Raw genomic sequence first — 21,551 nt, forward strand, 5'->3', positions numbered from 1 at the left:
TTACGGGACAAAGAGCTTCAAGTGGAAAAGTCCCTCCTAAACAAAAGGAATGAACAGGTTGCTACCGCCTCTGAAAAACAACAGGTTGAGGAGCAAGACCGACAGTTTAAAGAAGTTAACGTTGAAGATTGGGGGGGAATTACGCGTCTAAAAGAAGAAGCTAAATCTGCTCCTAAGCTTGAAGGCCCTGCTATTACTTTTTCGGCCGATGAAATGCCCGTAAAAGAATTTGCAAACAAGGCATTTCAAGAGTTGCTTGGAATTAACTATGTTATATCTCCTAAATTATCAGCTTCTAGAGATACTGTAACACTAAATCTTTCTTCTTCCATCGAGAGAACTGAATTCTACAGAGTTGCAATGAAAGCGCTAGAAGAGAGTGGCGTGACTAGCTTCAGAAAAGATGAAATTCTATACCTTTCGAAATCAAGTGGCGCGGAACAAAAAAATTCAATTGCGGTGGGAATAGGTAATAAAGTCAATGATATCCCTGAAGTTGCTGGCGCTATCACGCATATCGTACCGTATGTTTATAGTAGTAGTAGAAATATTACCAATATTCTTAGCAAATTATCGACAGCCAAAGTGACCGTTAACTCGTTACAAAAGCTTATTATTCTCGAAGGAGAGAGAGCTGAACTAGTGCGGGCTATAAAAATTATCAATATGCTTGATGTACCTCGTGCTTTTGGTCGTGAAATACGTTTATTTGAGTTTGCACACATTTCCCCTAGTGAGGGTATTGAACAAATAAAGGCGTTGTTGGAAGAAGATGGCTTAAGTGTATCGAAAGAAGGTGATGTCTCTTTTGTGCCATTACCACGCATAAATTCATTCGTGGCATACGCTGCAAGCCAAGATACAATTGAGCGTATTAGCTTTTGGGCTAGAAAAATAGATGTGCCATTAGCTGGTGATGAAAGGCAATACTTCATCTATAAGCCAAAGTATGCGAAAGCCGAAGATATGCGAGAGTCTTTGGATGTATTGTTACGAGGCAGAACATCAGGTGGGAGTGAGGATACCGCATCGAAAGGTGCTGTAAATAAAAGCGCAGAAAATGTTAAATTTAGCTTAGATAAACAGCAGAACGCGTTGATTTTTTACACAACTAAAGATGAGTATCGGCTAGTTGAATCACTATTGAAAAAAATGGATGTATTACCAGGGCAAGTAATACTGGATATCACGATTTTAGAGATCACACTGAATGACGAAATGTCATCAGGTATTAAGTGGCTATATAACCAAGCTGGCGCAAGTGGGTCTGATAAGCTGACGTTAGATCCGGGAGTCGGAACGCTATTTGGTCAAGCTATATCTGGCGATTGGAAGGCTGAGTTCAATTGGAAAGACTCTCTTGATGATGCAAGAGTGTTGTCACGACCCTATTTTATTGTTCGAGATGGTGAATCTGCGACGTTGAGTTCAGGTGATCAGATCCCGATAATTACTCAAACAGTTGAAAACCTTGGTAACAATAGCTCTGTATCAAATTCAGTGCAATATCGTTCAACAGGTATTAATGTATCTATTACTCCAATCATTAACTCTCAAGGTGTTGTGACTTTATCTGTTTCAATGTCTGTGAGTGATGGTAAACCTAACACACTTGGTGGGGTCTCCTCTCCAACTATTACAAACCGCTCAATTAGTACTGAAGTTTTATCTGGAGATGGTCAAACAGTAGCTTTAGGTGGACTGATCCAAGAGAAGAAAAGTGACTATACTCAGGGCGTTCCTGCGTTAGGTGAATTGCCTATTTTAGGAAACCTGTTCAAAGCTAAGGTGGATAGCTTACAGCGTACAGAGTTGATGATGCTTATTACGACTAAAGTAGTCAAGAGTGAATCAGAAGTTGACGAATTTGGTGAAGCGATATCAGAACTGTATAGCGCCCCAATTGTGATTAAATAAAAAATGCCTGTTCCGAGCTTTACCCATCTTATCTTGTGTTGTAAGAGCTCGGAACAGAAAGCTATAGTATTATGGTGTACAACTTGATTACCTTTTTTTGAATATCATATGAGTAAGGTAGTTGATGACGAAAGCTGGGTACTGTTTTATTACACGATCTCTAACGTGTTTATGCATTATCATGCGTTGCAGCCATCTGAGACCTAGCTTTTTGATAATAGGATTATAGTAGTCTGGTTTTATAGAGGTTTGAGTCAAAAAGCCGCCACATGTAATTAGTAGCATTGGGCGGGTTAGCTTTTTCTTAGCTTCCACACAAAACTTCTCTTGATAGGGAGTTCCCATACCGACCAAAACTACGTCTACCTCTAAAGCTTCAATCTGATTTACTACAGGCTCGATATCATCAATATAACCATCTCTGTTGAACACGATATTTAGATTGGGGTACTGCTTCTTTAACACTTCCACAGCTTTAGCATTTTCAGAGCTTGTTGCTCCAATGACCGCCAAGCGTTTGTTATGTTGTTCAACGTATTCAAGGAAAGGTTTTGCAATAGAGCTGTAATCAAAGCTCGCCCTAGATATTTTGGGAGAGAAGAGATTGTGTAGCATGCAAAGTAGTGCACCATCGGAGAAATAGTAATCAATACCATCAATTAATGAGTCACTTTTTTGCACTTCGTAGTAAGAAAATGGGTTTACAAACGAGATCGCGATAGTTTTTTCCTGTAGAAATGCATTATTTCTTATTTCTGAAAATTGATGCCCAGAGTAGATCTTTCTATTTAAACTTGGTTTCATAGAGATTTGAACAGCTTATAGTAGTTGTGAACCGATGATTTTAGTGTGAACTCTTCAGTATCCACGGATTCCTTTATTACACCTTGCTCAATCAAATCAATATAACTTGCAAATTGAGTGGTATCACCAAAGGGCACAAGGTAGCCATATAATCCATTTCTCGTAAGCTCTTTCGGACCATATCGACAATCAAACGCAATGATGGGGGTTTTTAGGTAACTAGCTTCCACCAAAACGGTTGGGAGGCCTTCCCATCGAGAAGGTAATAGGATTGCCTTAGCGTGTTTAATATACTTATAAGGGTTGCTTGTTGCACCGTGTAAAATTACTTGAGACTCTAAATTGTACTTCTTTATTAAGGTTTCTAGCTTGGCTTTGTCAGGTCCATTACCTAGGATGACTACTTTACATGTCGGCTTTCCTAATTTGACCAAACTTTCGAGCAGCAAATCGTAGCCCTTTTGATAATGCAGTCGCCCAACACAAACGTAATAGTCTTCATATTCAGGCATCGCCTGATCGGCTAATGTAAGAATATCTTCGCTCAAAACTGGGTTATAAATTCTAGTTATGTTGTTTTTTGAGCAAACGCCTAGTTTTATGAGATTCTGGAATATTCCGTCAGATACACATACTACTTTATCCATTTTACGATAAAGCAGTGTAGCCCCGATTCTTCGAATAACGTTTTTAACCCAACTTTCTTCGGGAAGTTGAATAGGAACGTGTTGTATTGCAACTGTTTTGCAGTGTTTTGGTAAAACGGCAGCCAATTTTGACAGCCCACCTTTTGTAAAGATAACGATGGTCGGTTTATATTGCTGTATTAACGTTTTGAAATTATTCAACTTTGATGCGCTATCACAAACAGTGGTGATACTCTCGAAGTCTTTTAATAAAGGGCCTTCTTTGCATACTGAGGTAGCTGCAATCTCAACATCATACTCTGATAAAAGCCCTTTTATTAACTGTAGAGTTACTCTCTCAACTCCACCTAAAGTAAAGTCCTCAAGTACAAATAGCAATTTCATTATCGACCTAGTATTCGTTTTATATTATGGAAAAATGAGTATTTGAAAATAGCATGATCAGCCGATGCTAGCACTCTAAGAGGGACCCATTGCCCTTTAATTATATGCTCCCAGCACTTCATAGCATTACGTTGTTTTTGATCCATTAAATGCTCATGCTTTGCTAAAAACTGATAGAATCCTTTTAGCCTATTTGGTGAGCGCGTTATGCTCACAGAGCTACTTTCGTGCTGAAGGTAGGTTGATTTAGGTAGTTTTAGCCCCGGACCAAAGCGTTCGATGAACCGCACCCATGTGTCGTAATCCTGCCAAGCTTTAAATTCTTCATCAAACCCGCCAATCTCTCTTAGATGTTCTGTTTTGCAGAAGATTTGATTACCTACTTTATTGATAACCAGCATACTTTCTATAGAGATAGGCCCGATGAAAAATGGATGCTCTTTTTGGGTTGAGCCTTTGCATATTGTGACTGGCGTACAGAGAAAGCTATATTGTGGTTGCCATGAGCTTAGCAGTACTTCTAATCTATCAGGGCTAAACTCGTCATCATCATCGAGCCCCGTAATAAACTCACCTTGGGCAGCCTGAATAGCAGTATTCCTAGCATGGCACGCACCTTTGGCTTTATCATTATGAAATACTCTGATCTGATCGCTTTGGATCGAATCTAAAAATGCTTTTGTCCCATCACTAGAACCGTCATTAACAATTATTAATTCCCAATTACCATAGCTCTGAGCTTGAACACTTAATAGCGCCCGTTTCAGGTTGTCTAATCTATTATGGGTAGGCATGTATATGGTGATTAATGGGGAAGTGCTTGGGTGCTTAAGACTGACGGTCATAATTCTCTTAATCTGTAGGCGTAAGTATTCAATTAGCCACAATACTACCCAGCAATAGTAAGGTATAGGGAGCAACGTGAACAGTATCGATAGTCGATGTGAGTCATGCTGCACCAACTGAGCGTGCGAATAATACTGTGTTAACTTCTGGAATAAATATTGAACCCCATATTTTTACACAAGAGTCCTTTCTTGTGAATCTATTTATCGTCAGCTTTTTGTTTCAAAGCTGTACTTTTTTGAGAAAGAACCATTTTTATAAATAATTAACTTGAATCTTCATGAGAACTGAATTCAGATGCTCCGGCGAAAGAGAGTTCACTTGAGAGATATTGTACTGGAGATAACAATTATTAACAGCAAGAGGCTTTTTATTTACAGCTTAACGGGAGATGATGATTGACGACGAAATCCCCTTTCATAGTGCATAAGTAATCTAAATCAAGTACACTATGTCGGTTTTGAATTACAATTGTTGCGCTATTTCCATTTGTAATTTGTCTGTATCAATGTTGATTGCCGTGTAAGAGCACGAGTAGACGAATGAGTTATATGATTTTGGAGTGTTTTTAATGGAGCTCATGCTGGCCTTATTTTTTTCGTTCGTGATGTCTCTTGTAGCGATTGGGGTAGTGAGACCTGTTGCGATTCGTTTCAACCTCGTCGACAAACCAAATGAACGGAAGAAACACGAGGGAAATATTCCATTAATAGGTGGAATTGCAGTTTTTTGCAGCGTTTCTGTTACCGCAAGCCTCTTTTTCCCCCTAAATAATGAACTAGCCAGTTATCTGTTTGCTTCGGGTCTAATGGTCATGCTTGGAGTTATGGATGATCGACATGATTTAAGTGTTCGGATTAGGGTGTTTTTTCAAGTTGTCGTAGCTACATTGATGATAGTTTCGACGGACGGCTACATCGAGAACTTGGGTAATATCTTGTTTTTTGGTGATGTAAACCTCGCTTGGTTTGGTGTTGTCTTTACTTATGTGGCGGTTATTGGAATTATCAACGCCTTTAATATGGTTGATGGGATAGATGGGCTACTCGGTTCAATGGCTATTATCACGCTAATTTCTATTTCATTTCTCTTGTTTAGTGGTGGTCAAACTAGCTTATTGTCGATTTTATTGGTTGCGGCTCTCGTTCCATATCTAATATTCAATTTAGGTGTATTTGGTACGCAGTATAAAAAAATATTTATGGGTGATGCTGGCAGCATGTTTATTGGCTTCACGGTAGTTTGGTTACTTGTAATTAATACGCAGGGGGAATTTAGTTCATTTCGTCCCGTTACAGCCTTGTGGATTGTAGCTGTTCCACTTATGGATATGGCTGCGATTATTATTCGCAGAATTAGAAAAGGTAAATCTCCCTTCAGCCCAGACCGTGACCATCTGCATCACATCTTTCTACGAGCTGGTTTTACCTCAAAGCAAGCACTAGTCATTATTTCAGTTATCGGTATTCTATTTGCTATGGTAGGACTTGTTGGCGAGGTATATCAGGTATCAGAGGGATTAATGTTTTTGCTATTTATTGCGATATTCATTAGCTATAACTATGCAATATTACATGTTTGGCGAATCTTAAAGTGGTACAGAAAGCGCACAGCCATAAGGTAAAGTAGTAATGAATAAAGGAAAATCGTTCAATATAACAGTAGTAGGAACGGGTTATGTTGGTCTTTCTAACGCTGTGTTACTAGCCCAGCATAATAACGTTATTGCACTGGATGTTGTTCAAGAAAAAGTTGAGCTGCTAAATCGTGGTATTTCCCCAATAGAAGATAAAGAGATCTCATCCTATTTATCTTCCGGCGATTTGTGCTTCACTGCAACTGTGGATAAACAGCGAGCATACGATAATTCTGAAATTATCATCATAGCAACACCGACAGACTATGACCCAGAGACAAATTACTTTAATACATCGTCTGTTGAAGCAGTTCTTCATGATATTAAAAGGTATGCTCCATCAGCTGCTGTATTTATCAAGTCAACTGTGCCAGTGGGCTATACTGAGAAGATAAAGGCGCAGTTTCAATTCGAGAATTTAACTTTCTCTCCAGAATTTCTTCGCGAAGGAAAGGCTTTACATGATAATTTGTATCCATCGAGAATAATTGTTGGTGGTTACACTGATATAGCGAAAACCTTTGCACAGCTTCTTCAGCAGGGGGCAAAAAAAGCAGATATTCCTCTACTTTTTACAGATTCAACTGAAGCTGAAGCGATAAAGCTTTTTTCTAACACTTACTTAGCGATGCGCGTCGCTTACTTCAACGAATTAGATAGTTATGCAGAGGCGCATGGACTGAGTAGTCGGCAGATAATAGAGGGAGTGGGGCTGGACCCTAGAATTGGAAATCACTATAACAACCCTTCATTTGGTTATGGAGGTTATTGTCTGCCTAAAGACACTAAGCAGTTGTTGGCTAACTATCAAGATGTTCCAAACAATATGATAGGTGCAATAGTAGAAGCTAATACCACTAGGAAAGACTTTATTGCTAATTCAATTTTGGCAAAAAAACCTCAAGTCGTTGGGATTTATAGGCTTATTATGAAAGCAGGCTCTGATAACTTTAGAGCTTCCGCTATTCAGGGGGTGATGAAACGCATCAAAGCTAAAGGTGTAACGGTGATAGTTTATGAACCCAGCTATGATGGAGAACATTTTTTTAACTCCGAAATTGTAAAGTCTATCTCTGAACTAAAAGAACGCAGTGATATCATTGTCTCAAATAGAATGGTTGAAGAACTTATAGATGTTAAAAGTAAAGTATATACAAGAGATATATTTGGCTGCGATTAAATAAACACCGTTCTATTAAGCTTAATTGTTAAGTGCTATAAGCATCAAAATTGATTGTAGCTAGCTAAACATCAATAGCTTATGGCTTTCTCAGTCTAAAAATCCATATTTTTTTGTTTTTCACAGTAATGGGCAATAGTTGAAGCTAAGGTTATTAACTATTGCTTTGCTGAACTGTGAATATAAAAAGTAATTTATAAGGGTATATTTTGAAGATTCTAGTTACAGGTGGTGCAGGATTTATCGGCTCTGCTGTTGTTCGCCATATTATTAATAAAACCAGTGACTCGGTTGTAAATCTGGATAAATTAACTTATGCGGGCAACTTAGAGTCAATTGAGAATGTCGAGAAAGATGAGCGCTATGACTTTGAGTTGGTGGATATTTGTGATCGCGCTGAACTAGATAGAGTATTTAAACAACATCAACCTGATGCAGTAATGCATTTAGCGGCAGAAAGTCATGTGGACCGCTCTATTACCGGACCAGCTGAGTTTATTCAAACTAATATTGTAGGCACTTATAATCTATTAGAGGCTTCAAGGGTATATTGGAATTCGCTAGGTGAAGACCGAAAAGCTAAGTTCAGGTTTCATCACATCTCAACAGATGAAGTTTATGGAGATCTACCTCACCCAGACCAATTTGAACAAGCTGCTAAATTGCCGCTATTTACTGAGCAAACGGCTTATGCTCCAAGCAGCCCATACTCAGCAAGTAAAGCTTCTAGTGACCATTTGGTTAGGGCGTGGTTGCGCACATATGGATTACCAACGATAGTTACAAACTGCTCAAACAACTACGGCCCTTTTCACTTTCCTGAAAAGTTAATCCCACTTGTTATTCTGAATGCGCTCGAAGGGCAGCCATTACCAGTTTATGGCAAAGGAGACCAAATTAGAGATTGGTTATATGTTGAAGATCACGCTGAAGCTTTGTATACCGTTGTTACAGAGGGCAGAGTTGGAGAAACCTATAATATTGGCGGGCACAACGAGAAGCAGAACATTGATGTGGTTGAAAGTATCTGTAAATTGTTAGATGAACTAGTGCCAAAAGACTCAAAGTATGCGGAGCAAATCACCTTTGTAAATGACCGTCCAGGCCATGATCGTCGCTATGCAATTGATTCTACCAAAATGCAGATTGAACTGAATTGGACACCAAAAGAGACATTTGAATCTGGATTAAGAAAGACCGTCCAGTGGTATTTAGCAAATCAAAAGTGGTGTCGAAATGTTCAGGATGGTTCATATAATAGATCGCGGTTAGGCGAAATTTAGAATTTGTAAGTTGAGGATATAATGAGAGGAATAATTTTGGCCGGAGGGTCGGGTACACGACTATATCCACTAACACGAGGCGTTTCAAAGCAATTGCTGCCAGTTTACGATAAGCCAATGATTTATTACCCTTTATCAACTCTTATGTTGGCTGGAATTAGGGATATTTTGATAATTACAACTCCAGAGGACAATGAAGGTTTTAAACGTTTGCTAGGGAATGGTAGTGACTTTGGCATTAACTTAAGTTATGCGGTACAGGAGTCACCAGATGGCCTTGCGCAGGCATTTGTTATTGGTGAAGAGTTCATAGGTGATGAAAGTGTTTGCTTAGTGCTTGGAGATAATATTTTCTATGGCCAATCGTTTAGCAATGCTTTGAAAGCAGCAACTAAGCGCGAAGGAGCTACAGTTTTTGGTTATCAAGTAAAAGATCCTGAACGCTTCGGAGTGGTTGAATTCGATGAGCAGATGAGAGCAATTTCGATTGAAGAAAAACCAGTTACTCCAAAATCCAATTATGCCGTAACTGGTTTATATTTCTATGATAATCGAGTAGTTGAGTTTGCCAAACAGGTAACGCCATCTGAGCGTGGTGAGCTTGAGATAACATCAATTAATGATATGTACTTACAAGATGGCAGTTTAAATGTTGAACTGCTCGGAAGAGGGTTCGCTTGGCTGGATACTGGAACCCATGAAAGTTTGCACGAAGCCTCTTCTTTTGTCCAAACAATTGAAAACGTGCAAGGTTTGAAAGTCGCATGCTTAGAGGAAATTGCTTGGCGAAATGGTTGGCTAAGTTCAGATGAAATTCTAGAAATAGCAAAGCCAATGCTCAAGAATGAGTATGGCCAGTATTTGAATCGGTTGGTATCTAAAGGGTAAGTAATGAAAATACTCGTCGCAGGGAAAAATGGTCAGGTAGGGCAAAGCCTTGTATCAATACTTGAACAACAAGAAGAAGTTACTTTTTTAGCGCTGGGTAGAGAAGAGCTTGATATAACAGATATAAGTCAAGTTTCAAAGTGTGTTTCTAGTTTTAAACCAGATGTCATTATTAATGCTGCTGCGTATACAGCAGTGGACAATGCTGAAAATGAGATTGAGGCTGCGTTCTTGGTTAATCGAGATGGGGCTAGAAATTTGGCCATAGCAGCTGATGAGCACGATGCGGCGATTCTGCATATATCAACAGATTATGTATTCGCTGGAGACAGTTCGGGGTTATATACTGAACTCGATACTGAGAGCCCGCAAAATGTTTATGGGCGAAGCAAGCAAGCAGGAGAACAGCAAGTAAGAGAGTCTTGTGAGCGCCATATAATTCTTCGTACTGCATGGGTTTTTAGTGAATATGGCAATAACTTTGTAAAGACAATGCTGAGGTTAGCACAGTCTAGAAAATCATTGGGTATCGTTGCTGACCAATTTGGTGGTCCGACTTACGCAGGCGACATAGCCCATGCTTTGTTATCAGTGGCTCATTCTATTTATAATAGAAAAGCTAAGTTTGGAGTCTATCATTTTTCTGGTTTTCCCTATGTAAGCTGGCATGAGTTTGCTCAGGTGATTTTCCAAAGGGCGCTAGAGCGCGGAATCATATCCACTCCGATCACACTTACCCAGCTTACAACAAAAGAATACCCAACATTGGCCTCAAGACCGGCTAATTCTAAATTAAATTGTCAAAAAATATTTGAACAATTTGCAATATCTCAAAGCGATTGGCGACTGCAATTACAACAGATAGAAAAATACCAATAGGCAGATATAAATAGATGAACGTAATAGATACAAATATACCCGCTGTCAAAATTATAGAACCTCGCGTTTTTGAAGATAGTAGAGGTTTTTTCATGGAAACATGGAATCAACAGAGGTTTGAAGCTCTGGTGACTCATCAAAAAACTGAATTTGTCCAAGACAATCATTCCAAGTCTAGCAAAGGTATTTTACGTGGACTTCATCTACAAAAAGAACATACTCAAGGAAAACTGGTGAGAGTTGTATCTGGAGAGGTCTTTGATGTTGCAGTTGACTTACGCAAAGGTTCGCCGACATATGGCCAATGGGTAGGAGAGTTTCTATCTGCCGATAATAAACGCCAATTATGGGTGCCTGAAGGGTTTGGGCATGGTTTTTATGTTGTAAGTGAACATGCAGAGTTTGTCTATAAGTGTACCGATTATTACCACCCTCAGTCAGAAGTCACTATTGCTTGGGATGATAAGGAGCTCGCGATTAAATGGCCTTTAAAAGGTCAACCTCTCCTTTCGGAAAAGGATAAAGAGGGGATCTCACTCAAAGAGTTTCAATACTAAAACCAAGGCCTATTTCACTTTAAATATCAGCTGAGGATTAGTTAATCAATTAGTTTTAAGTCTGGTTGAAGTTACTCCCTGTCTAGTTGCTGGGAGTGGATTCAACCTAATCGTGCTAAATGAGTATTAGGAAGCTGACTACTGTGTAAAAATTCACACTCTACTTAATAAAAGTACACTCACTCGGTGTAGAAAACTCATATATGAAAATATCAAGCTTATTTGAGAACAAGCTAGTCAAAGGTGTATTCGTTGTTGCAACTGGTACTGCTGGCGCTCAGCTAATAACAATTCTTTGTTCCCCAATTATCACACGTTTATATGGTCCTGAATTATTTGGACTACTGGGAAGTTTTACTGCATTGGCGACAATGTTATTGCCGTTAATGACCTTTAGCTATTCAATGGCGGTAATTTTGCCCAAAAAAGAAAGTACAGCGATACGATTAGCGATATTGTCTTTGGTTTTTGCACTAGGTTGGTCGTTAGTCATTTTTATTGTTCTGTATAGTAGCAATGATATTTTACTTGGGTACTTTTCGTTAAGCGAACTCAATGCAATAGAAGTCATAATTTCTGTATATGTACTGCTGCTAGCTGCACTAGAAGTGTTCACATACTTGGCGCTCAGGAAAAAGTACTTTTCTTTAAATTCAAAGGTTTTACTGTTTCAGTCTTTGCTAAGTAATGGGTTAAAGCTGGGACTTGGCAGTACTTTGAATTCCCCAATTACCCTTATTGCAATTACAACGTTTGTAACAGCTGTCAGCGTCATTACTTATTTTTATGTTTTTCGAAGAAGCATTATTGAAACACCCTTCAAAATGAGTCATACACATTACAGTCGCGCTCTTGCATATAAGTTTAAAGACTTTTTTAAATACCGTACCCCACAACGGCTGTTAGCTGGGCTTAATCAGTCTCTGCCAATTATTTTGCTAGCGTCTCTATTTGGGGCACCAGCTGCAGGCTTCTTTACTTTGTGTCGTAGTATTTTGACGATGCCACTGAACCTAATTGCTAAGTCTGTAAGTGATGTTTTGTATCCAAATATTAGTGAGCGTTTTGCCTCTGGTATCCCTATCTTTGGACTTCTTTTAAAGTCCACGCTAGTCCTTGTACTCATTGGAGTCATTCCAATGATAGTTTTAATTTTATTTGCCCCTTGGTTATTTAGTACTGTTTTTGGCTCAGAGTGGCATCAGGCAGGAGTATATGCTCAGTGGTTTAGTGTGTGGCTCTTTTTCAACTTTATCAACCGACCTTGTGTTGCAGCAGTCGCAGTACTGAAGTTTGAAAAGGTACTATTAGTCAACAGCATATTTAATACAGGATTAGTTTTATCCGCTTTTTATCTTGGTGGTGCATTGGGTAGTGACGTTACCGCAGTGGCACTTTTCTCAATTGCAGGTATCATACCTCAATTAGTTATCATTGGTGGCGTTTTACTAAAAGCAAAGCGCCATAGTAAATACAAATCGTGTTAGGGTTGTGTGTGAAAAAAATAGTTTTACTTGGGGCATTTGATCGTTACAACTACGGCGATAACCTTATGCCGATTCTCTTTGAAAGATTCATAAAAAAATATAGACCAGAGGTGCTTGAGGAGTTCCAGCTTGAATATGCAGCAGTTAGCAAAGCTGATTTAACCAACTACAAATGCTTACCTAGCGAATCAATTAATAACTATACGACGCTTCTCAACGATGGATCTGCGGTAATCGTAATAGGTGGTGAAGTGCTTTGCGCAACGAATGCAACTTTGTATCTTCACATGCAAAAAAGCGCACTCTTTAATAAGTTTCTAACGCTCGTAAAAAAGGCGACCAGAAGATACTTTTCACTCTATTCTGATTGGTTTTATTCAGCTAAATGGGAATATCCATTTATCGTCGATCCTGCAAGCTTTGACGCTTCTGTAAAGGTTATTTATAACACTGTTGGTGGTGGTATTCAGTGGTTGAGACCAAAAGATAAAAAAACGGTGGTCGATCGTCTCAATAAAGCATCTTATGTATCGGTACGAGATACCCGGACACAAGCTCAGGTACAGGAACTAACTTCTGAGACAGGATTGGCGCCAGACTCAGCATTTTTAATGTCAGATTTAGTTGACGATGATACCTTTGCCGAGCACGTATCAGAAAAAGTAAGGCTAGCATGTAGTGAAGACTATATTGTATTTCAAGCCGCACCTACAAAAGTTGGAAACTCGATAGAAAGTGTAGTTGAGAATCTCAAGAGCATAGCGCAAAAAAATAGTAAAAAAATTATCTTATTACCAATTGGTTATGCTTCGGGTCATGACGACAATGAGTATTTAGTAAAACTCAGTGCAATTTTGGACTATCAACACGAATTACTTTACCCACTGAATGTATGGGAAATTATGTATGTGATTAAACAGTCCTCGCTCTTCATCGGGACAAGCTTACACGGAGTGATTACTGCAATGGCTTATGCAAAGCCTCATGTCGGTTTAAATCCACAAATCCCTAAATTAGATAGTTTCCTTAAAGATTGGAGCCTAGCTCCATTCAATAAGTGCTTAGACATGAGGAATGCTGCAAAGATTCTTGACCATGTCGATAACGAATGTTTAGAGAAGTTAAAAGAAAATAGGGACAGAATTAATCAAGCTATTATTGAAAATAACAATAAAATCTTAGATATCATCAAGGAAAAGTGAGGTGAGTCTAGAATTTGATACTGCCATTTTGGTCTTGTTATATAACAAAGAGATAAGCGAAAGTGACACATTAAACTCACTGCTACGATCTAAGATTAAATATAAAAATGCTAGACTAGTTATTTGGAATAATGGGCCTAAGGCATTGAAATTTAAAGATGTGTCTCAATTTCAACAGGTTGGTTATGAAGTTGTAATTGAAGAAACTATTGAAAATCACTCATTGGCTGCGATTTACAATCGGTTTATTCGCGAAACAACGAGTGAAAAATATATTTTTTTAGATGATGATTCGCAGCTTAATGAAGGTTACATTGACGCTTCAGCGCAAGCAGTCTCTGATCGGATAGCCATGCCATTGATTAAATCATCGGGGCAGGTTGTTAACCCTGTTATTAATGGTCGGCCGGCAAATCCAAGTGCTCAAATAGGGCAACAAGACAAAGTGATTACAATTGGAAGTGGTCTTATTGTTGGAAAAGACATTGCAAATAAGTTAGAAGCTTTATTTGGAAGTGTGTTTGATGAGCGCTTTTATTTATATGGGGTAGATACAACATTCTGTTTTCGGGTATTCTTAGCGAAACTCTCTGAAGCAATTGTGATAATCCCTGGATTTGAACATTCATTGTCACGACATCAAAAAGAAAGTGCTGAGGTCATTGCTTTTAGAAGACTTGAGCGAAGTTATGATTTGGGTCTTACACTGCGTTACTACACACCATTAGTTAAGCAATTGATAATACTTACCAAAGTATGCAGCGATACTTTGGCTAAACGTTTGTTTCATGGTCAGCCAACCTTTGATTTAGCTCCTTTATTTAAAGCGCTTTTCTCAGGAAAACATTATCGTAAGCGATAAGCATATTTTTAGTGAGACCAGTTCGTAACATAGTAACCTGAACAAACGCTGAGCCATAATGAACAAAATGCAGTTAGCTGAACCCGAAGAAGAGTGCTTTATTGGCATTTTTCTGTGTTACCCCACATGGATGTGAGGTAAGGGTCTTTACAAGAGCATAAAGCTGTTCACCTGAGACATTGAATATCAATGCCACGCAAGCCCTGCTTTGTATGAATGGCAATCAAACTGCTGCGAAACAAAGAGGAAAGATAAACTGATCCTATGTCAGTATATGAGGCTCAAGCATAATATAAGTTTAGAGCTTTATTGTCATAAGTGTAATTATTTTTAATTGGTGATGGTAATTACATGATTATTGAAACGCCCTAGACACAAGCATCTATTCAAGTATAATTCCGATAATTAGTTTGGCTACCAAAAAAATTAATAATGGATTATTGCATGGAACGTTGGTATCTACTTTATTGTAAACCGAAACAGGAATTCAGAGTTCAGTCAAATCTTCAAAGTCAAGGGATCGTATCTTGCTTCCCGACTTTCATAAAACAAAAAAACTCAAGTGCGAAAGCGATAACACAACCTCTTTTTCCACGGTATTTATTTGTTCGTCTTGATCCACATTCTTCTCACTTTTCTGCGGTAAAAAACACTCGAGGTGTTGCTAATTTCATTCGATATGGAATGGATCTACAAATAGTACCAGATGAACTAGTTAATAAGCTCATGCAATCTTGCAATGTTGAGGTGCAATGCGACTTGAAAGAAGGCGATCTGGTTCAGTTGACAGACGGTTGCTATAAGGATATTCACGCGATATTTCAACAACCTGACGGAGAATTACGAAGCATTTTATTAATTAAATTGCTTAATCAGTATACGAGAATAGTTGTTGATAACGGCATAATTAAAAAGGTACGATGAAAAATTAATCCTTTATTCCTATTTATTTGTAACGTTAAAGGTGTACTGTGTTGTCGGTTAAGTTATCTAAGTTGAAATTTGAATCTTCTCTACTCAAAAGAGTAAAACAGCTCAGGATGAGTGGTTTTGGCCCCTGTAGGCTAGATTTGCTCTGTAATAACTTTGATTTTACTAAAGATAATTAATTAGCTGGATAATACAGCGACAAGCTGCTTTAAAAGTTTAATCAAAGCTATGGCTGATGAATGAACAGCATTTTATTTGGGTGCGTTAAGTTAAGTGTAGATACATCACCTTGAGATATCTTTGCGGCCCGAAGCACAACAAATAAAAACTAGAACAGCATTTAGGAGCTGCAACCTAAGGGCGGAAGCGTGCCTAAAAATATTGAGAAGGGGTGAGCCAGGCAGTTGTGTCCATAGTTGGTAGATGAACAGACGTTCTATCTTAGAGAGACTGTAATAATTGGCTCTTCATTCTATATTTGGTGTGTTAGTTGCAAAATGATAAATAAAATGGTTTGCGCTAAATAAAGGGTTCTAGTGAAAATTTACGGGGCTAAAACACAAATTCTTATCACATAGCAGATAAAACACGGAACTAAGAGTGAGAACAGCTGCAAAACCTAGTACTCACTTGCGATTAACAATCGTGCATGCTTTAATTAGCCCACGAAATTTCTGTTGTCTTTACGTTATTAAGTAAAAGGCAATAAAAGTAATTAAAAGAAAAGACTATAAACACTTTTGGGAAGATACAATGGCGCTACGCTGTAAAACTATCATTGCTTCAACTGTATTACTTGCAATGAGTGGCTGTACACTCGTTCCAGGTGGCCATTTCGAAGGAATAGGTTCTGGTGAACAAACTGCAAACCTTGAGCGAGATCTTGAGAAAGTAAATATTCATATTATCGACTCGCAATTGGTGCAAGAACATAAAATCAAACGTGCGAAACAAATTGATCACTCGTCGCTTGCGGGTATTGATGTTTCAAATTACGAGTATCGTCTTGGCGTAGGTGATGTAATCACCATTGGTGTGTGGGATCACCCTGAACTCACTATTCCAGCAGCTGTACAACGAACAGCAGAGTTTGACGGTTTTCGTGTTCAAGCCGATGGTACAATTAACTTTGCTTATGCGCCAAAGGTTCCCGCTGCTGGCCGTACAGTAACCGAGCTTAGAACTGACCTTGCAAAAAGACTAAGTCGTGTTATTGAAGAGCCGCAAATCGACGTAAAAGTGGTTGGTTTTAAAAGCCAAAAAGCGTATGTAACCGGCGAAGTTACAAAACCTGGTGTGTATCCAATCACAGAAACTCCAGTGACACTCATTGATGCTATCAACCAAGCTGGCGGTTTAACAGAAAGTGCCGATTGGGAAACAGTGTCCTTTACTCGTGGTGACAAAACAGAAGTTATTCAACTCGATGACTTTTATGCCGAAGGTGATATTTCACAAAACCGCTTACTTAAACACGGTGATATTGTTCACGTAAGTCGTAATGATAAACGCAACGTGTATGTGTTGGGTGATGTAATTAAGGCGGGCAAAGTAGACGTAAACCGATATGGTTTAAGCCTAGCTGAAGCACTAACGGATGTTGGTGGCTTTAACGAGCGTACAGCAGACGCAAACGGTGTTTTTGTCTTGCGTAAGCGCGACCTGCAAAAAGATGGTGTACTAGCAGATGTATATCAACTACATGCTAAAAACGTAGCCTCTCTAGTACTTGCAGAACAGTTTGAACTCGAGCCGCAAGATATTGTTTATGTGACTAGCGCGCCGCTTGCTCGTTGGAACAAAGTTATCAGTTTATTATTGCCTTCACTGTCTACAGTGGATGCGATTCAAGATATAGAAAATCAGTAATTGTGAGTACTCATGTTTGATAGTGTTTTAATGGTTTGTGCTGGTAATATCTGCCGCAGTCCTACGGCAGAGTATCTGCTAAAAAACAAACTAAGTGGCAAAAATGTAGCTGTTTCGTCGGCTGGATTAACCGCCCTAGAAGGAAAAGCCGCTGATGCATTAGCGCAGGAGTTGGCGAAAGAACAAGGAATCGACATGAGTGAGCACCAAGGTCGCCAGTTAACTGGTACCTTGGTTGCACAAAATAGTCTCATCCTCGTAATGGAGCAAAGGCATTTAACTGACCTTTGCAGCCGTTACCCTCAAGCCCGTGGCAAAACCTTTTTACTTGGTAAATGGATTGGCGATAAAGAAATTCCAGATCCATATCGCCAATCACGTGAAGCGTTTGAGCATGTTTATGAGCTTATCGATAGCGCCTGTAGCGCTTGGCAACAGTATTTATAAGGATCCGTGAGTATATGAATGCTCAGCCAAATCTTATCTCTAATCAAAAATCATCAAAAGAAGAGGCGCAAGAAATCGATTTAATGGCGCTCGTTGGCGCATTATTAGATGCGAAGTTCTTCATCGCAGGGGTGACTGCACTGTTTATGCTGTTAGGTATAGCCTACGCAATATTTAGCACGCCAATCTACCAAGCAACTGCAATGGTACAGGTAGAGGAAAAGGGCGGGTCTGTTCCTGGTTTTGACGATATGTCTGGTATGTTTGAAAGTACCTCTGCGGCAGTGACTGAAATCGAGCTACTAAAATCTAGAAGCGTCATTGGTGAAGCGGTCGACACATTAAATTTAGATACCGTTGTTGAACCAAAACTATTTCCACTATTTGGTAGCCGCAGCTTTCGTAAATTTGTTGCACAAAGCGAAGGCGAAGTTGCAGAGCCAAGCCTCGGCGCAAGCTCTTATGCGTGGGGTGGTGAGCAAGTTGAAATACATCGATTTAAGGTACCAAGTAGTGCAGTAGGCGAAGAGTTTGTTTTACAAGCGAGAACAGATGAGTCTTTTGCATTATTAACAAGTGACGGCGACGAAGTACTCGCAGGTAAAGTAGGCGAAGAAGTAAAACAAGGCCAATTTGAGCTGACTATTAAGACTTTGATAGCACGTCCAGAGACCGAGTTTTCGATCGTTAAACGTAACCGTCTTCAGACGATTTTAGATCTACAAAGTGCAATATCCGCGTCTGAGAAGGGGAAAGACTCCGGCATTATTAACTTGGCACTTCAGAGTGCTAGCCCTGAATATGCAGAAAAAGTGCTAGATAAAGTGGCTGGTATTTATGTGCGTCGCAATGTGGAGCGTAATAGCGCGGAAGCGCAGCAGTCTCTTGAATTTTTAGAAGTGCAGCTTCCTGAAGTTAAGCGTAACCTAGAGCGCGCAGAAAAAGCCTTTAATGACTATCAAATTCGCCAAGAGTCTATTGATATTAGCCTAGAAACACAGGGCGTTTTAGAACAAATTGTAAAACTAGAAACTAAACTGCAAGAGTTAGAGCTAAAGCGTTTAGAACTTGGGCGTAAATTTAAACGTGAACACCCCTCTTACCGCGGTGTGGTAGAGCAAATAGATACCGTAAAGCGCCAACGCAATGAATTAGCTGGTGAAGTTCAAGGACTGCCAGAGACTCAGCGCGAGCTGCTACGCTTAAAGCGTGATGTAGAGGTAAATAATGAAATCTACACGCTGCTTTTAGGTAAAACGCAAGAGCTAGATATTGTGCGTGCGGGTACGGTAGGTAACGTTCGCATCGTAGATTATGCAGAGGTAAATACTACCCAGCCAGTCAAACCTAAAAAAGCGCTAATCGTTGTGATGGCAACCATGCTGGGCGCTATGTTAGCTGTTGCTATTGTGCTTGTGCAAAAAGCGCTGCATAAAGGTATTGAAGACCCAGCGGAAATAGAAGCATTGGGTTTGCCTGTATACGCCAGCGTGCCATTCTCAGAGTACCAAGTAAAACTCACTGGTTTTGCAAAGGCGCGCAAGGGTAAAGTGGCAAAGGCGAAATCTATACTCGCCATGGATAACCCAGCAGACCTTTCCGTTGAGGCACTGCGTAGTCTTCGTACCAGCTTGCACTTTGCTATGCTAGAGGCAAAAAACAATGTTATTGCCATCTCCGGTCCAAGTCCTGGCGTGGGTAAATCCTTTATTACCGTAAACCTTGCAACCGTGCTGGCGCAAAGTGGCAAACGCATTCTTGTTATTGACGCTGATATGCGTAAAGGGTACCTGCAAACTCAGTTTGGTATGAAATGGGATGACGGTTTAAGTGATTATCTCTCTGGCCGATTGAACCTAGCGCAAGTGATTAAGCCAAGCCAAGTAGAAGGTCTGCAAGTAATGACCCGAGGCCAAATACCGCCTAATCCGTCTGAGCTACTAATGCATGAAAACTTTAGCAAGTTGATTGGGGAAGTGAGCAAAATGTATGACTTAGTTATTGTTGATACTCCTCCAATCTTAGCGGTAACAGACCCTGCAATTGTGAGTGCCCATGCAGGTACAACATTACTAGTAACCCGTTTTGGTCAAAATCATGCAAAAGAGCTAGAAATTACACGAAATCGTTTTGAGCAAAATGGTATTGATGTAAAAGGGGTGGTATTCAACGGTGTTGTTCGTAAATCAACTAACGCCTATGGTTATTACGGTTACTACAACTACGAATACAAATCAGATAAAGCATAACCGGTTATGTCGCTGCAACCCGTAGCAGCGACTTTATGTCACAACCAGTGCTAACGGCTTTACGTTACGACCTGTAGTAACGGCTTTATGCTACGACCGATAAGGTGAGTCGTTATTGTGACATAGAGCAAGCCGGAGTTGATGTAACATAACAACTCAATATGCGTAAAGTGGCATTATGTTGAGATTGAAAGATAACCAATCAAGGTAACTCAATTGCGAATTTAATTCGTAGAATAACAGCTCTGCATGAAGGTATAGGGCGTTATGAATAGGAAGGCTGAATAAGACAAGTAAAGCCTCCTAAAATCCAATCGGCATTTCCTAAACAAACCGTCAAAAAACAAAAGGGACACTCTGTGAAAGTACTTACAGTATTCGGAACAAGACCAGAAGCAATAAAAATGGCACCTTTAGTACATGCTCTAAAGCACGATGTACGCTTCGATGCCAAAGTATGTGTTACGGCACAGCACAGAGAGATGTTAGATCAGGTATTAGAGTTATTCAAAATTACACCTGACTATGATTTAAACCTAATGAAAGCCGGGCAGACGCTACCAGAAGTGACAAGCCGAATTTTATTAGAGCTTACTCCAGTACTTAAAGAGTTTAAACCAGATGTGGTCTTAGTGCATGGCGATACTGCAACCACATTTGCAGCAAGCTTAGCAGCTTATTATGAACAAATTTCAGTTGGTCATGTCGAAGCAGGGTTGCGTACAGGCAATATATACTCTCCATGGCCAGAAGAAGCAAACCGCAAGCTTACAGGGGCGCTTACCAGATACCACTTTGCTCCCACTGAGACCTCTAAACAAAACTTGCTAGTTGAAAATTACCATGATGAAAATATATTTGTTACGGGTAACACAGTGATCGATGCTTTACTAATGGTTAAGCATCAAATAGAAACAGACTCTGATCTAAGCAATACCCTAGCTGCGCAATTCCCCATGTTGGATGAGAGCAAAAAGCTTATCTTAGTTACAGGTCACCGAAGAGAAAGCTTTGGTGGTGGATTTGAGCGTATTTGTGAAGCTCTGGCTAAGACTGCAAAAGCGCACCCAAACTGTCAAATCTTGTATCCTGTGCATTTAAATCCAAATGTGCAAGAGCCAGTTAATCGCATTTTAAGCGATATAGACAATGTTCACTTAATTGAGCCTCAGCAGTATTTGCCTTTTGTTTATTTAATGAATAGATCGCATGTTATTTTAACAGATTCAGGTGGTATTCAAGAAGAGGCCCCTAGCCTCGGTAAGCCGGTTCTAGTTATGCGCGATACCACTGAGCGTCCTGAAGCTGTAAAAGCAGGGACAGTAAAGTTAGTCGGGACTGATGTAGCAGCAATCACCACTTCTTTAGACGAATTGTTAACTAATGAAAACAGCTACGAGCAAATGAGCAGGGCACATAACCCTTATGGTGATGGAAACGCATGCAAAAGAATTTGCGATATTTTAGCTAAATAAACAATGGTA

Annotated in this window: 18 protein-coding genes; 15 read left to right on the top strand and 3 right to left on the bottom strand. The window is 39.6% G+C overall.

Features of this window, described 5'->3' with window-relative positions; all coding sequences use genetic code 11:
- Nucleotides 1–21 precede the first annotated feature (21 nt).
- Nucleotides 22–1,917 (top strand): secretin N-terminal domain-containing protein, encoded by a 1,896-nt coding sequence (locus CWC29_RS23615; RefSeq protein ID WP_167815405.1) that lies wholly within the window; start codon nt 22–24, stop codon nt 1,915–1,917.
- Nucleotides 1,918–2,004: 87 nt separating this feature from the next.
- On the opposite strand, the gene CWC29_RS00985 is transcribed toward CWC29_RS23615, so the two are convergent.
- From CWC29_RS00985 to CWC29_RS00995, 3 genes are read right to left on the bottom strand one after another with little or no spacing between them, the layout of a single operon-like run.
- Nucleotides 2,005–2,721, bottom strand: coding sequence for a WecB/TagA/CpsF family glycosyltransferase (locus CWC29_RS00985; protein WP_128728752.1), 717 nt, complete (start codon nt 2,719–2,721; stop codon nt 2,005–2,007).
- Entirely contained in the window at nt 2,718–3,752 is a 1,035-nt protein-coding gene (locus CWC29_RS00990) for a glycosyltransferase (protein WP_138522231.1), read from the bottom strand. Before CWC29_RS00990 ends, CWC29_RS00985 begins: the two co-directional genes overlap by 4 nt.
- Nucleotides 3,752–4,597 (bottom strand): glycosyltransferase, encoded by an 846-nt coding sequence (locus CWC29_RS00995; protein ID WP_128728750.1) that lies wholly within the window; start codon nt 4,595–4,597, stop codon nt 3,752–3,754. The genes CWC29_RS00990 and CWC29_RS00995 overlap by 1 nt, the downstream gene beginning before the upstream one ends.
- A 572-nt stretch (nt 4,598–5,169) precedes the next feature.
- Between CWC29_RS00995 and wecA the strand changes: the two genes are divergently transcribed.
- From wecA to wecB, 14 genes are all read left to right on the top strand, one after another.
- The gene (wecA, locus tag CWC29_RS01000) at nt 5,170–6,222 is read left to right on the top strand and encodes a UDP-N-acetylglucosamine--undecaprenyl-phosphate N-acetylglucosaminephosphotransferase (RefSeq protein ID WP_138522233.1); all 1,053 of its coding nucleotides are present in this window, start codon (nt 5,170–5,172) and stop codon (nt 6,220–6,222) included.
- 7 nt (nt 6,223–6,229) lie between these two features.
- The gene (locus CWC29_RS01005; protein ID WP_138522235.1) at nt 6,230–7,414 is read left to right on the top strand and encodes a nucleotide sugar dehydrogenase; all 1,185 of its coding nucleotides are present in this window, start codon (nt 6,230–6,232) and stop codon (nt 7,412–7,414) included.
- Nucleotides 7,415–7,623: 209 nt separating this feature from the next.
- On the top strand, nt 7,624–8,697 hold the full coding sequence (gene rfbB, locus CWC29_RS01010) for a dTDP-glucose 4,6-dehydratase (RefSeq protein ID WP_128728747.1): 1,074 nt from the start codon (nt 7,624–7,626) through the stop codon (nt 8,695–8,697).
- Between the two features lie 21 nt (nt 8,698–8,718).
- On the top strand, nt 8,719–9,585 hold the full coding sequence (rfbA, locus tag CWC29_RS01015; protein WP_128728746.1) for a glucose-1-phosphate thymidylyltransferase RfbA: 867 nt from the start codon (nt 8,719–8,721) through the stop codon (nt 9,583–9,585).
- 3 nt (nt 9,586–9,588) lie between these two features.
- Nucleotides 9,589–10,464, top strand: a complete 876-nt coding sequence (rfbD, locus tag CWC29_RS01020) for a dTDP-4-dehydrorhamnose reductase (RefSeq protein ID WP_138522237.1) — start codon at nt 9,589–9,591, stop codon at nt 10,462–10,464.
- Between the two features lie 14 nt (nt 10,465–10,478).
- Nucleotides 10,479–11,021 (top strand): dTDP-4-dehydrorhamnose 3,5-epimerase, encoded by a 543-nt coding sequence (gene rfbC / locus CWC29_RS01025; RefSeq protein ID WP_138522239.1) that lies wholly within the window; start codon nt 10,479–10,481, stop codon nt 11,019–11,021.
- A gap of 203 nt (nt 11,022–11,224) precedes the next feature.
- Nucleotides 11,225–12,508: a lipopolysaccharide biosynthesis protein gene (locus CWC29_RS01030; protein ID WP_128728743.1), complete on the top strand. Its 1,284-nt coding sequence runs from the start codon at nt 11,225–11,227 to the stop codon at nt 12,506–12,508.
- An 8-nt stretch (nt 12,509–12,516) separates the two neighbouring features.
- A complete protein-coding gene (locus CWC29_RS01035; RefSeq protein ID WP_128728742.1) occupies nt 12,517–13,710 on the top strand; it encodes a polysaccharide pyruvyl transferase family protein in 1,194 nt (397 codons plus the stop codon).
- Nucleotide 13,711: 1 nt separating this feature from the next.
- Nucleotides 13,712–14,572 carry a glycosyltransferase family 2 protein gene (locus tag CWC29_RS01040; RefSeq protein ID WP_138522241.1) on the top strand — a complete coding sequence of 287 codons (861 nt, stop codon included), beginning with the start codon at nt 13,712–13,714 and terminating at the stop codon, nt 14,570–14,572.
- Nucleotides 14,573–15,016: 444 nt separating this feature from the next.
- Entirely contained in the window at nt 15,017–15,496 is a 480-nt protein-coding gene (gene rfaH, locus CWC29_RS01045; RefSeq protein ID WP_138522243.1) for a transcription/translation regulatory transformer protein RfaH, read from the top strand.
- A 759-nt stretch (nt 15,497–16,255) separates the two neighbouring features.
- Nucleotides 16,256–17,371: a polysaccharide export protein gene (locus CWC29_RS01050; protein WP_128728739.1), complete on the top strand. Its 1,116-nt coding sequence runs from the start codon at nt 16,256–16,258 to the stop codon at nt 17,369–17,371.
- Nucleotides 17,372–17,383: 12 nt separating this feature from the next.
- Nucleotides 17,384–17,818, top strand: a complete 435-nt coding sequence (locus CWC29_RS01055; RefSeq protein ID WP_128728738.1) for a low molecular weight protein-tyrosine-phosphatase — start codon at nt 17,384–17,386, stop codon at nt 17,816–17,818.
- Between the two features lie 14 nt (nt 17,819–17,832).
- Nucleotides 17,833–20,067 (top strand): polysaccharide biosynthesis tyrosine autokinase, encoded by a 2,235-nt coding sequence (locus CWC29_RS01060; RefSeq protein WP_138522245.1) that lies wholly within the window; start codon nt 17,833–17,835, stop codon nt 20,065–20,067.
- Nucleotides 20,068–20,426: 359 nt separating this feature from the next.
- The gene (wecB, locus tag CWC29_RS01065; protein ID WP_138522247.1) at nt 20,427–21,542 is read left to right on the top strand and encodes a non-hydrolyzing UDP-N-acetylglucosamine 2-epimerase; all 1,116 of its coding nucleotides are present in this window, start codon (nt 20,427–20,429) and stop codon (nt 21,540–21,542) included.
- The last annotated feature ends 9 nt before the right edge of the window (nt 21,543–21,551 follow it).

Origin of the sequence: Pseudoalteromonas galatheae (genome assembly GCF_005886105.2) — a bacterium.
Taxonomy (GTDB): Bacteria; Pseudomonadota; Gammaproteobacteria; order Enterobacterales; family Alteromonadaceae; genus Pseudoalteromonas; species Pseudoalteromonas galatheae.

Excerpts from the sequence above, each read along its gene's own strand:
- CWC29_RS00985 (WP_128728752.1), bottom strand. The coding sequence starts at position 2,721 with ATGAAACCAAGTTTAAATAGAAAGATCTACTCTGGGCATCAATTTTCA.
- CWC29_RS00990 (WP_138522231.1), bottom strand. The coding sequence starts at position 3,752 with ATGAAATTGCTATTTGTACTTGAGGACTTTACTTTAGGTGGAGTTGAG.
- CWC29_RS00995 (WP_128728750.1), bottom strand. The coding sequence starts at position 4,597 with ATGACCGTCAGTCTTAAGCACCCAAGCACTTCCCCATTAATCACCATA.
- wecA (WP_138522233.1), top strand. The coding sequence starts at position 5,170 with ATGGAGCTCATGCTGGCCTTATTTTTTTCGTTCGTGATGTCTCTTGTA.
- CWC29_RS01005 (WP_138522235.1), top strand. The coding sequence starts at position 6,230 with ATGAATAAAGGAAAATCGTTCAATATAACAGTAGTAGGAACGGGTTAT.
- rfbA (WP_128728746.1), top strand. The coding sequence starts at position 8,719 with ATGAGAGGAATAATTTTGGCCGGAGGGTCGGGTACACGACTATATCCA.
- rfbD (WP_138522237.1), top strand. The coding sequence starts at position 9,589 with ATGAAAATACTCGTCGCAGGGAAAAATGGTCAGGTAGGGCAAAGCCTT.
- rfbC (WP_138522239.1), top strand. The coding sequence starts at position 10,479 with ATGAACGTAATAGATACAAATATACCCGCTGTCAAAATTATAGAACCT.
- CWC29_RS01030 (WP_128728743.1), top strand. The coding sequence starts at position 11,225 with ATGAAAATATCAAGCTTATTTGAGAACAAGCTAGTCAAAGGTGTATTC.
- rfaH (WP_138522243.1), top strand. The coding sequence starts at position 15,017 with ATGGAACGTTGGTATCTACTTTATTGTAAACCGAAACAGGAATTCAGA.
- CWC29_RS01050 (WP_128728739.1), top strand. The coding sequence starts at position 16,256 with ATGGCGCTACGCTGTAAAACTATCATTGCTTCAACTGTATTACTTGCA.
- CWC29_RS01055 (WP_128728738.1), top strand. The coding sequence starts at position 17,384 with ATGTTTGATAGTGTTTTAATGGTTTGTGCTGGTAATATCTGCCGCAGT.
- CWC29_RS01060 (WP_138522245.1), top strand. The coding sequence starts at position 17,833 with ATGAATGCTCAGCCAAATCTTATCTCTAATCAAAAATCATCAAAAGAA.